General features: G+C 64.2%; 8 protein-coding genes. 4 read left to right on the forward strand and 4 right to left on the reverse strand.

Translation table 11 applies throughout. The features are described 5' to 3' along the window. Window positions 1-2 precede the first annotated feature (2 nt). The 4 genes from greA to carA all read right to left on the reverse strand — a co-directional run bounded on the left by greA (window position 3) and on the right by carA (window position 5,396). Window positions 3-479, reverse strand: a complete 477-nt coding sequence (gene greA / locus SOM18_RS08850; protein ID WP_031394601.1) for a transcription elongation factor GreA — start codon at window positions 477-479, stop codon at window positions 3-5. A 73-nt stretch (window positions 480-552) separates the two neighbouring features. Further along, window positions 553-3,885, reverse strand: coding sequence for a carbamoyl-phosphate synthase large subunit (carB, locus tag SOM18_RS08855; RefSeq protein WP_320481565.1), 3,333 nt, complete (start codon window positions 3,883-3,885; stop codon window positions 553-555). Beyond that, complete coding sequence (locus tag SOM18_RS08860; protein WP_031440184.1) at window positions 3,886-4,134, reverse strand: hypothetical protein; 249 nt, start codon at window positions 4,132-4,134, stop codon at window positions 3,886-3,888. Next, the gene (gene carA, locus SOM18_RS08865) at window positions 4,131-5,396 is read right to left on the reverse strand and encodes a glutamine-hydrolyzing carbamoyl-phosphate synthase small subunit (RefSeq protein WP_031440183.1); all 1,266 of its coding nucleotides are present in this window, start codon (window positions 5,394-5,396) and stop codon (window positions 4,131-4,133) included. Before carA ends, SOM18_RS08860 begins: the two co-directional genes overlap by 4 nt. A gap of 140 nt (window positions 5,397-5,536) precedes the next feature. On the opposite strand from carA, the gene SOM18_RS08870 reads away from it, so the two are divergent. The 4 genes from SOM18_RS08870 to SOM18_RS08885 all read left to right on the forward strand — a co-directional run bounded on the left by SOM18_RS08870 (window position 5,537) and on the right by SOM18_RS08885 (window position 12,214). Beyond that, entirely contained in the window at window positions 5,537-5,989 is a 453-nt protein-coding gene (locus SOM18_RS08870; protein WP_031440182.1) for a GatB/YqeY domain-containing protein, read from the forward strand. Between the two features lie 239 nt (window positions 5,990-6,228). Next, the gene (gene dnaG, locus SOM18_RS08875; protein ID WP_031440181.1) at window positions 6,229-8,091 is read left to right on the forward strand and encodes a DNA primase; all 1,863 of its coding nucleotides are present in this window, start codon (window positions 6,229-6,231) and stop codon (window positions 8,089-8,091) included. Next, entirely contained in the window at window positions 8,091-10,118 is a 2,028-nt protein-coding gene (rpoD, locus tag SOM18_RS08880) for an RNA polymerase sigma factor RpoD (RefSeq protein WP_031440180.1), read from the forward strand. Before dnaG ends, rpoD begins: the two co-directional genes overlap by 1 nt. Window positions 10,119-11,671: 1,553 nt before the next feature. Then, window positions 11,672-12,214 carry a pseudouridine synthase gene (locus SOM18_RS08885; RefSeq protein ID WP_320481566.1) on the forward strand — a complete coding sequence of 181 codons (543 nt, stop codon included), beginning with the start codon at window positions 11,672-11,674 and terminating at the stop codon, window positions 12,212-12,214. Window positions 12,215-12,634 lie beyond the last annotated feature (420 nt).

Below are 12,634 nucleotides of genomic sequence, written 5' to 3' on the forward strand. Positions count from 1 at the left end.
GCCTAGATGAACTCGATCTTGGAGACGACGTAATAGCGCTCGCCCGCGGGCACCGTGACCTCGACCTCTTCGTCGAGCTTGCGCCCGATCAGCCCGCGGCCCAGCGGCGAGTTGTACGAGATCCGGCCGGTCTTGGCGTTCGCCTCGGTCTGGCCGACGATCTGGTACTTCACCGGCTTGTCGTTCTCGTCGAGCAGCGTGACGGTCGCGCCGAACACGACCTTGTCGCCCGAAAGCTCCTTGGGGTCGATGATCTGCGCGCGGCTCAGCTTGTCCTCAATGTCCGAGATCGATGCCTCGACCTGGCCCTGACGCTCCTTGGCGGCGTGATATTCGGCGTTCTCCGACAGGTCGCCATGCGCCCGCGCTTCCTCGATCGCATCGACGATCGTCGGGCGTTCGGCCTTGAGGCGCTTCAGATCCGCCGACAGCGTCTCATAGCCCTCTTGCAGCATTGGCATCTTTTCGACGGTCGCCATATCTCGTCCCCAATTCATTACCCAACGCAAGCCGTTACGCGGCCCGCTCACACATCACGCTCTCATGTCGGGATCAGTTGTGCGACTGCGAATAATAGGATTGCAAGGGCCGTACTTCAAGGCTGTGCGTCGAAAGCTTCGCGATCGCCTTGGCCGCCTCGAGCGAGGCGGGGGCGGTCGTGAAGTAGGGAATCCGCTGGCCGAGCGCGGACGCACGGATCGGTTGCGAGTCCTTCAGGCTCTGCCACCCTTCGGTCGTGTTGAAGATCAGCGCGATGTCGCCGTCCTTGATCCGGTCGACGATATGCGGCCGCCCCTGCGCGACCTTGTTGACCGTTTCCACCGGCAGGCCGGCGCGGGCGAGATGCTCCGCGGTACCCCCCGTCGCGACGATCGAGAAGCCGGTGTCGACCAGCGCCTTGACCGCCTCGACGATCATCGCCTTGTCGCTGTCCTTCACGCTGACGAAGACGCTCCCCTTGGTCGGCAGGATCGTCCCCGCCCCCAGCTGCGCCTTGGCGAAGGCAATCGTGAAATCGGGATCGATTCCCATGACTTCGCCGGTCGACTTCATTTCGGGTGACAGCACGGGATCGACGCCGGGGAACTTGTTGAAGGGGAACACCGCCTCCTTCACCGCATAATAATCGATATGCCGGTCGATCTTGGGCAGGTCCTTCAGCTGCTCGCCCGCCATCACGCGCGCCGCGATCTTGGCGATCGGCGCACCGATCGCCTTGGCGACGAACGGCACGGTCCGCGACGCGCGTGGGTTCACCTCGATGAGGTAGACCAGCCCGTCCTTGACCGCGAACTGGATGTTCATCAGCCCGACCACCGACAGCGCATGCGCGAGCGCGATCGTCTGCCGCTCGATCTCGGCGACGATCTCCGCCGACAGCGAATAAGGCGGGATCGAACAGGCGCTGTCGCCCGAATGGACGCCCGCCTCCTCGATATGCTGCAACACGCCCGCGACGACGACATCGGTCCCGTCGCAGATCGCGTCGACATCGACCTCGATCGCATCGCGCAGATACTGGTCGATCAGCACCGGCGAGTCACCCGACACCTGCACCGCGGTCGCGATGTAGTGCTCGAGCTGCCCCAGCGTGTCGACGATCTCCATCGCCCGCCCGCCGAGCACATAGCTCGGCCGCATCAGCACCGGATAGCCGATCCGCTCGGCCGCCGCGACCGCCTCGTCGCGGCTGCGCGCAAGGCCATTGGCAGGCTGCAGCAGCCCCAGCTTGGTGATCAGCGCCGCGAACCGCTCGCGGTCCTCCGCCAGATCGATCGCGTCGGGCGTCGTCCCCAGGATCGGAATCCCGGCGGCTTCGAGCGCACGCGCGAGGTTCAGCGGGGTCTGCCCGCCGAACTGCACGATCACGCCGACCAGCTCGCCCTTCGACGCCTCGACATGCAGGATCTCGAGCACGTCCTCGGCGGTCAACGGCTCGAAATACAGCCGGTCGCTGGTGTCGTAATCGGTCGACACGGTCTCCGGGTTGCAGTTGACCATGATCGTCTCATAGCCCGCATCGGCGAGCGCGAAGCATGCATGGCAGCAGCAATAATCGAACTCGATCCCCTGCCCGATCCGGTTCGGCCCGCCGCCGAGAATGACGATCTTTTTCCGGTCGGTCGGCGCCGACTCGTTCTCGGGCTCGCCGAAGCTCGGCGCCTCGTAGGTCGAATACATATACGGCGTCTTGGCGTCGAATTCCGCCGCGCAGGTATCGATCCGCTTGAACACCGGCCGGACGCCGAGCTTCAGGCGATGCTGGCGCACCTCCTCCTCGGTCACGCCGCCGGTCATCGCCTTGACGACCTCATGGATCAGCCCCGACCCGCGCGCGATCCCGCGGTTCATGCCGCGTAGATTGGCGGATTGCAGCGCGAGCCAGGCGAGCCTTTTGTCGCTGAACCCCATGCTCTTCAGACGCCGCATGCCCGCCGCGTCGATCGGCAGCCCGTCCTTCATCACCTCGGTCTCGGCCGCGATGATCTCGGCGATCCGCTCGAGGAACCACGGATCATACTTGGCGATCGCGTGCACCTCGGCGACGGTGAAGCCCTCGCGCAACGCCTGCGCGGCGACCAGCAGCCGGTCGGGGGTCGCGACGGCCAGTGCCGCCTCGATCTCCGCGCGCGGCGCGCCAACCAGATGGTCGACCTGGTTGAAGCCCGACAGCCCGGTCTCGAGCCCGCGCAACGCCTTCTGCATCGATTCATGGATGTTGCGACCGATCGCCATCACCTCGCCGACCGACTTCATCGCGGTGCCGAGCGTGCTCGACGCACCCTTGAACTTCTCGAACGCGAAGCGCGGGATCTTGGTGACGACGTAATCGATCGTCGGCTCGAAGCTCGCGGGCGTCGCGCCGGTGATGTCGTTCTCGATCTCGTCGAGCGTGTACCCGACCGCGAGCTTGGCCGCGACCTTGGCGATCGGGAAGCCCGTCGCCTTCGACGCCAGCGCCGACGAGCGCGACACGCGCGGGTTCATCTCGATGACGACCAGCCGGCCGTCCTTCGGATTGACTGCGAACTGGACGTTCGAACCGCCTGTTTCGACACCGATTTCCCGCAGCACCGCGATCGATGCATTGCGCATGATCTGGTATTCCTTGTCGGTCAGCGTCAGCGCCGGCGCGACCGTGATCGAATCGCCGGTGTGAACGCCCATCGGATCGACATTCTCGATCGAGCAGATGATGATCGCGTTGTCCTTGCGGTCGCGCACCACCTCCATCTCGTACTCTTTCCAGCCGAGCAGCGATTCCTCGATCAGCACCTCGGTGGTCGGCGACAGGTCGAGCCCGTTGCGGACGATCGCGATGAACTCCTCACGATTATACGCGATGCCGCCGCCCGAGCCGCCCATCGTGAAGCTCGGCCGGATAATCGACGGAAGCCCCGTCTTTTCAAGCCCTTCCAGCGCTTCCTCGACAGTATGTGCGATCGCCGAGCGCGCGCTTTCCAGCCCGATCCGGTCCATCGCGTCGCGGAACTTCAGCCGGTCCTCCGCCATGTCGATCGCATCGGCATCCGCGCCGATCATCGTCACGCCGAATTTCTCGAGCGTGCCGTCATGGAACAACGCGAGCGCGGTGTTGAGCGCGGTCTGCCCGCCCATCGTCGGCAGGATCGCGTCAGGCCGTTCCTTCTCGATGATCTTGGCGACGATCGCGGGCGTGATCGGCTCGACATAGGTCGCGTCGGCCAGCTCGGGATCGGTCATGATCGTCGCGGGGTTCGAATTGACGAGGACGATCCGGTAACCCTCCTCCTTCAACGCCTTGATCGCCTGCGTGCCCGAATAATCGAACTCGCACGCCTGGCCGATGACGATGGGTCCTGCGCCGATGACGAGGATCGAGGTGATGTCGGTGCGTTTTGGCATTTACTTCGATTCCGTTGGCGGCTCGGAAATATACCCGAGCATGATGCGGCGGTCTGCATTCCTAGAAAGGTAACATCTGCCCGCTTTGGTGAGCTTGCCGACCGGGCCGGCTTTCACCAATGCGCGCGTTGTATGATAGCTTTCGAGTGAGATCTGACACGTCTGGGCGATTTGTTCATCGCTCTGTCCCTTCTGCGCGCAAGCCGACTGGCTGACGACCAGGCTCGCAAGGAACAGCAGCAGCTTCATAGCATTCCCACAAACCGCTCGAACAGATACAGACTGTCCTGCGGCCCTGGGCTCGCTTCCGGATGATACTGCACCGAGAAGGCCGGCTTGTCGGTCAGCTCGAGCCCCGCATTCGACCCGTCGAACAGCGACACGTGAGTCTCGCGAACGTTGGCCGGCAGGCTGTCGCGCTCGACCGAGAAGCCGTGGTTCATGCTGGTGATCTCGACCGCGCCGTCAGACAGGCGCTTGACCGGATGGTTGGCGCCGCGGTGGCCCTGGAACATCTTGGTCGTGGTCGCGCCGACCGCGAGGCCGAGCAGCTGATGGCCCAGACAGATGCCGAACAGCGGCTTGCCCGTCTCGAGCAGCTGGCGGATCACCGGCACGGCATATTCGCCGGTCGCGGCGGGATCGCCGGGGCCGTTCGACAGAAAGATGCCGTCGGGGGCGAGCGCCATCACCTCGTCATAGGTCGCGGTGGCGGGCACGACGGACACCTTAGCCCCCGCCGCGACGAGGTTGCGGAAGATGTTGCGCTTCGACCCGTAATCGATCGCGACGACATGCGGGCGGGCCGCGCTCGCGACGGGGGCATCGCCTTCGCCCGGCGCGAACGGTTGGGGCGACGCATCCCCTTCCCCGTTCGTGCTGAGCGCAGTCGAAGCACCGCTCTCCCCATAGCCAAACCCCAGCCGCCACGTGCCGCCCGGCGCCTGATCCCCCCAGCCATAATGCATCTCGGTCGACACGCCCTTGGCGAGGTCCATGCCCTCGAGGCCCGGCCAGCCCCGCGCCATCGCCAGCAGCGCGGCGACGTCGAATTCGCCGCTCGCCGAATGCGCGATCACGCCGTTGGGCGCGCCGCCGACGCGGATCCGCCGCGTCAGCGCGCGCGTGTCGATCCCCGACAGGCCGATCCGCGCATGCCGCTTCATCCAGCCGTCGAGGCCCTCGACCGCGCGAAAACTCGACGGCCCGGTCACATCCTCGCGGACGATGATGCCCAGCGCGTGTGGGTCGTCCGCCTCGATATCGTCGGGGTTCGCGCCGACATTGCCGATATGCGGAAAGGTGAAGCAGATCATCTGCCCGGCAAAGGACGGATCGGTCAGCACCTCCTGGTATCCGGTCATCGCGGTGTGGAAGCACACCTCGCCGACCGCCTCGCCCTCGGCGCCGAACCCGCGCCCCCAGATCACGTCGCCATTGGCAAGCACGAGCACGCCGGTCGCGCCGGCGGGCTTTGCCGAAGACATGGGTGTAGGCTGGGCGTCGGCCATCAGGCTGGGCACTCTCTTTACGTTGACGATGTCGCTAAGTGGTGTCCGCTAAGGCCGGCTTGCCGCAGCGTCAATCTGTTAAACCTTGGCTCGACGCGCTATCGCGTCCGGCTATCCCGAACCGCCTGAAAGACCCGTATATGATTCGCGACGACATCAAGGCCGCGCAGCTCACCGCGATGAAGGCCGGCGACAAGGAGAGCCGCAACGCCATCTCGTTGATCCAGGCCGCAATCAAGAACCGCGACATCGAGGCGCGGACCGGCAAGGCGCCCGAAAGCGACGACGCGCTGGTGATCGAAGTGCTCCAGAAGATGGTGAAGCAGCGCCGCGAGTCGATCGAAATGTTTTCGAACGGCGGCCGCCAAGAACTCGCCGACGCCGAGGCCGCGGAGGTCGCGGTGATCGAACGATTCCTGCCCGCGCAGATGAACGAGGCGGAGACGACGGCCGCGATCCTCAAGATCAAGGACGAACTCGGCGCGACCGGCATGAAGGACATGGGCCGCGTCATGGCCGAACTGAAGGCGCGCCACGCGAGCGAGCTGGACATGAGCAAGGCGAGTGGCCTGGTGAAGGCGGCGCTGTCTTAAGAAGATTTTGTTCGCGCGGAGGCGCGGAGGCGCGGAGGGGGTTGCGCTCGGGGCTTCTGCTGCGCGTCAGCGCAAGTATTGCTCTTATCTGCCGCTGCGCGGCGATAGTGGTGCGCACCCGCTCCCGGCGGACGCACCCCCTCCGCGCCTCCGCGCCTCCGCGCGAACAAGCCCTGCTTCTTCTCCTCTTCGGATTGCAGGTATCACCCCAACAGTGATACCGAGCTATACTCGCGCGCATGGCCCTGACCCCGCAATTTCTGGACGAGCTACGCGGCCGCACGTCGCTGTCGGCGCTGATCGGCAAGACCACCAAGCTCACCAAGGCCGGGCGCGAGCACAAGGGCTGCTGCCCGTTCCATAACGAGAAGACGCCCAGCTTCTACGTCAACGACGACAAGGGCTTCTACCACTGCTTCGGCTGCTCCGCGCATGGCGACGCGATCAAGTGGATGACCGACCAGCGCGGCCTGCCGTTCATGGACGCGGTCAAGGAGCTCGCCCAGGCCGCCGGGCTCGACATGCCCGCGATGGACCGCCAGTCCGCCGCCAAGGCCGAACGCGCCAAGGGCCTGCACGAGGTCATGTCCGACGCCGCCGACTGGTTCGTCGAGCAATTGAACGGCCTCGCGGGCAACGACGCGCGCGCCCTCCTCGACCGCCGCGGCATCACGCCCGAGACCGCCCGCGCCTTCGGCATGGGGTTCGCGCCCGACAGCCGCGGCAAGCTGAAAGCCGCGCTCAAGACCTACGGCGATCCGATGCTCGTCGAATCGGGCATGCTGATCAGCGTCGACGGCAAGGACCCGTATGACCGGTTCCGCGGTCGGCTGATGATCCCGATCCGCGACCCCCGCGGCCGGACGATCGCGTTCGGCGGGCGCGTGCTCGACGGCGGCGAGCCCAAATATCTCAACTCCCCCGACACCCCGCTCTTCGACAAGGGCCGCACGCTCTACAATCTCGACCGCGCCGCCCCCGCGTCGCGCAAGTCCGGCCGCGTCCTCGTCGTCGAGGGCTATATGGACGTCATCGCGCTCGCCCAGGCCGGCTTTGGCGAAGCGGTCGCCCCGCTCGGCACCGCGCTCACCGAGGCACAGCTCGAACGGCTGTGGCGGATGGTCGACGTCCCCCTCCTCTGCTTCGACGGCGACTCTGCCGGCCAGAAGGCAGCCCTGCGCGCCGCACACCGCGCGCTCCCCCTGCTCGCCCCCGGCCGCAGCCTCGCCTTCGTCACGCTCCCGCAAGGCCAGGACCCCGACGATCTCGTCCGCGCGGGCGGCCCCGGCGCGTTCGAGGCGCTGCTGAAAACCCCCGAACCGCTCGTCGACCGCCTCTGGGCGTCCGAAGTCGCCGCTGAGGCCCTCGACACCCCCGAACAGCGCGCCGGCCTCAAGCGCCGTCTCCACGAGCTTGCCGAAGGGATCGCCGATCCGTCGGTGAAGCAGGAATATCAGTCCGAGTTCAAGGACCGCTTCTACAAGCATTTCAAACCCGTCCGCGCGCCCTTCGTCCCCCGCGGCGAACGCCCCAAGGGCGGGTGGAAGCCCCCCTCCGCGCCGGTCACCGAGGACGCAAAGGCCTTCCTCGCCACGGGAATCGACCGCGTGCTGGCAAAAGCCGTGCTCGCCGGGCTGATCCGCCATCCGGTCGAGATCGCCCGCCACATGGAGGTGCTGGGCCCGCTGCAACTCATCGACGGCGCGCTCGGCCGGCTGTTCGAGGCGGTCGTCGATGTTGCACTTGAGGACCAGAAGCTTGATAGCGGCCGCTTGCTCACCATATTGGCGAGGTCCGGTTTCAATTCAGTCGCGAGTGACCTGTTGCGAGCCGATACGATGCCCTACTCGTTCACGCAGACCACGGCCGATCCCGCCCGCGTCCGCGCCGACCTAGACGAGGCGATCGCGATCATGGTCGCGCGTCCCGAGGTCGATGCGGCGCTCAAACAGGCGACCGCGGCGATGCAGACGCACTTCACCGAAGATGCGTTCGAACGACAAGTGGCAATGGTAAGAGAGAAACAGGCGTTGGAAGTCCGACTTGCAAATCTTGTACAGTCGAACGAAGACGCCCGAGCGTTGGGTACCGAGGGCGATTGATGGCTAAGGCGAACATGGCGGAACCCGCCGAGACGAACGACACCGGCGATGCGCCACTGATCGACATGAACGATGCGTCGATCAAGAAGGTCATCGCGCGCGCCAAGAAGCGTGGCTACATCACCTATGATCAGCTCAACGAGGCCTTGCCGCAGGGCGAGATGTCGTCCGACCAGATCGAGGACATCAGCGCCGCGCTGAGCGAGATGGGCATCAACATCGTCGACAACGACGAAGCCGGCGAGGAAGGCGAAGCCGAGCCCGCCAAGGACGACGACGACGAGCCCGAGGCCGCCGACGCCGAGGCCGACACAGGCCCCGCGATCGAGAAGAAGAAGGAGACCGTCGATCGCACCGACGATCCGGTCCGCATGTATCTTCGCGAGATGGGCGCGGTCGAGCTGCTCAGCCGCGAGGGCGAGATCGCGATCGCCAAGCGGATCGAGGCGGGTCGCGACACGATGATCCTGGGTCTGTGCGAATCGCCGATCACCTTCAACGCGATCATCGACTGGTCGACCGCGCTCAACGAGGGCACGATGCAGCTGCGCGAGATCATGGATCTCGACGCGATGCTGTCGAAGGACCCCGCGCCTGAGGCGATGGCCGAGGACGGCGAGGCCGACGACGGCGAGATCAGCGAGAAGAACGCCGGCCCCTCGTTCAAGGAAGAGGCCGAGCCCGAAGAGCCGTCCGCCGACGAGGACGAGGATGGCGAGCGCCGCGCCCCGCGCGCGTCCGACGACGAGGAGGAGGACAACACCCTCAGCCTCGCGCAGATGGAGGAACAGCTCAAGCCGATCGCGCTCGAGCGCTTCGCCAACATCACCGCGCTCTACAAGAAGTTCAGCAAGATCCAGCAGAGCCGCGTCGACGCGATGGGCATCGGCGGCGATTTCTCGGCCGCCGACGAGCGCAAGTATCAGAAGCTGCGCGAGGAGCTGACCGCCGAGGTCGAGAGCGTCCAGTTCCACAACGCCAAGATCGAATATCTCGTCGATCAGCTCTATGCCTATAACCGCCGCCTGACCGCGCTGGGCGGCCAGATGCTGCGCCTCGCCGAGCGCCACAAGGTGCCGCGCAAGGACTTCCTCGATCGCTATATCGGTCACGAGATCGACGAGAACTGGCTGGCGACGGTCAACAAGGTCGACAAGAAGTGGACCGCGTTCGTCGCCAACGAGAGCGAGGCGGTCGAGCGCATCCGCGCCGAGATCGCTGACATCACGCAGCAGACCGGCATGGCGCTCACCGAGTTCCGCCGGATCGTCAACATGGTCCAGAAGGGCGAGCGCGAGGCGCGTATCGCCAAGAAGGAAATGGTCGAGGCGAACCTGCGTCTCGTGATCTCGATCGCCAAGAAATACACGAACCGCGGGCTTCAGTTCCTGGATCTCATCCAGGAGGGCAATATCGGCCTGATGAAGGCGGTCGACAAGTTCGAGTATCGCCGCGGCTACAAGTTCAGCACCTATGCGACCTGGTGGATCCGCCAGGCGATCACCCGCTCGATCGCCGACCAGGCCCGCACGATCCGCATCCCGGTCCACATGATCGAGACGATCAACAAGCTGGTCCGCACCAGCCGCCAGTTCCTCCACGAGCAGGGCCGCGAGCCCACGCCCGAGGAAATGGCCGAGCGCCTCTCCATGCCGCTCGAGAAGGTCCGCAAGGTGATGAAGATCGCCAAGGAGCCGATCAGCCTCGAAACGCCAATCGGCGACGAGGAGGATTCGCATCTCGGCGACTTCATCGAGGACAAGAACGCGATCATCCCCGTCGATGCCGCGATCCAGGCGAACCTCAAGGAAACCGTGACGCGCGTGCTGGCGAGCCTCACCCCGCGTGAGGAACGCGTGCTGCGCATGCGCTTCGGCATCGGCATGAACACCGACCACACGCTCGAGGAAGTCGGCCAGCAGTTCAGCGTGACCCGCGAGCGCATCCGCCAGATCGAGGCAAAGGCACTGCGCAAGCTCAAGCATCCGAGCCGCAGCCGGAAAATGCGGAGCTTCCTCGACCAGTAAGGGTTGCGGAATTTCTGATCGAACGAACGGGCCGCGGTGGAAACACCGCGGCCCTTTTCGTTATCGTACCGGCGTCAATGCGAGAAAGCACTGGCCCCCATATCCCCCGAACAACGACGAGCCGGCGTTCGCAAGACACCATGCCCTCCCCTGTTCTCCCGCGAAGGCGGGAGCCCAGTCTGAATCCCCGCCTTCGCGGGGAAACAAGTCTTATGTGTCCGAAAGGGATGGCCGCCGAGAGCATCCGCGCTAGGTTGCGTGAGCGTAACGCCACCCTCGGCCCGCCGGCGCTGCTCACAGTCTCGCTAGGTTGTTCTGGACAGTTCCGATAGCGGATCGTTCGTTAACTGTGACACGTCATGCAGGAATGGAGAAATTACGGGCGATAACGCAAGTCACTCTAGCCGTATCATAATCGCCTGGGGCTGGGGCCGCGCATACGGAGTAAAGTTCGCTCACTCCTGTCTGAACTACCCTCTCGCAAATCTCTATCAATTTTTCTCCGTGGGCAGATTAGGCCTGCCCACCCTTTGCTTAACCGTTGTCGATGAAACAGGCTTTTTTGCCTGCGGAGCAACCTGATGAGGCGACCTACCCCTCGGAGCAGGTACAGTAAACTTTACCTTGCAGTCATCAGATATGAGGGCCCGTGAATTATCAGGCATTATAGCTAAAAATTTACCAGACATTTGCCTTAAGACTACCGCTCGAGAGCATGCTGTATGGCTATTCTTAGCCTCTTTATATGTCCTAAAACGATCCGCCTGCCCGTGCCCGGCGCCTATGCAAAAAAGAGCAATGAGAAAGTTACTAAGAATGGATCCTGCTTCATAAGTCCAGTTGCTGACCCCACGCTTTTCGCAGAATAACATCCACAAAAGAGTTCCCGGCAATAGAATGCCCACCCATAACAGCCGATATGAGAACTGGTCGTCGTTCCACAGCCTCCAGAGTATTATGGTTGAACAGACGGCAAATGCTGAGATCGCTGTTCCCATTACGACCCGCCGAAATGTACGGAAGTGAGAAATTCCCTTAACTCTCTGGTCTTCAGGTAGCGCGTTGATTTTGTCGATCGTATAGGGGTTAGGAGAACTCAACCGCGCCAAAGTCAGCAAAAGTGGTATGATGAGGGATAGGACGTATACCGGAACCATATCGTTAATAGACACGGATACGAGATCAGCAGCGGACGCATGCACTACGAGATCCGCGCCAAATCCTAAACAGTAGCTATACAGATAAAACGCCGACCCGAGAATATGTGCAATCGGAATGGCAACAAGAGTGTGACTTAGGCGCTCGTTACTGGTCATCGCAACTTGATAGCAAGATCACCTTCAATCCGCTATCCGTTTCGTCACGTTCTCCTACCGCAAGGCCATTGCATCATCTGGTCTAAACGGCTAACGCAACGGTCACGACGCCAAAATAGATACCTTTATTTATCAATAGTTAGCGGATTTGCCGTGCTTACCCTCGGCTGCACCGATAGCGCCCTGTCGCATCGCATCTGCAGTCAAAACCACCCCAGAATACGTCAAAGCCCCGCCATGCCCCGCCTGATCCTCTTTAACAAACCCTACGACGTCCTCAGCCAGTTCACGGACGCGAAGTCGCCGACGCCGCGCGCGACGCTGTCGCAGTTCGTCGAGGTGCCCGGCGTCTATCCGGCGGGGCGGCTGGATCGCGACAGCGAGGGGCTGTTGCTGCTGACCGACGACGGTCGCCTCCAGGCGCGGATCGCGGACCCGAAGTTCAAGCTGGCCAAGACCTATCTCGTGCAGGTCGAGGGCGAGGCGGGCGAGGCCGCGCTCGATGCCTTGCGCGACGGCGTCGTGCTGAAGGACGGCCCCACCCGCCCCGCCGAGGTCGAACGGATCGACGCGCCCGACCTCTGGCCGCGCGTGCCCCCGATCCGCGTGCGCGCGAGCATCCCCGATTGCTGGCTGAGGATCACGATCCGCGAAGGCCGCAACCGCCAGATCCGCCGGATGACCGCGGCGATCGGCCACCCGACGCTCCGCCTCGTCCGCTGGAGCATCGGCGACTGGACCCTGGCGGATCTCGCCCCCGGTCGCTGGCGCGACGCCTGACCCGGCCCCGCGCCGCCCGCCTCAACACCACGGCCCACGATCGACACAAGCCACCACCCCACCCACACCGTCATCCTGACGAAAGTCAGGATCCAGGGTCACGAGGGCGGCCCTCCATGGCGCTCGTCACCGCCCCGCCCGCTGTAAGGAACGCTGCTGGCCTTATCGCGGCAAAAGGCGCAGCCTGCCCGCATGGCCTGGTCTGATCCAGCCTCGACTCGCACCCCCGCCTCCGCGGTCGCCGGGTCATGCCCGACAGGGGGTCGTCACCCCCGCGCGAAAAAACGCGCTATCGTCTCAACATTCGCAACATTCGCGGTCCCCGCCCCTGCCCCGAACCCTGCCGGGTGCCCGACGGCAGGCACGAAAAAGGGCGCGGGGACCATCGCCCCCGCGCCCTCGATCGCGTCTCGCAGGATC

The sequence above is a fragment of the Sphingomonas sp. CFBP9019 genome (genome assembly GCF_034045155.1).
GTDB classification, from domain to species: domain Bacteria; phylum Pseudomonadota; class Alphaproteobacteria; order Sphingomonadales; family Sphingomonadaceae; genus Sphingomonas; species Sphingomonas aerolata.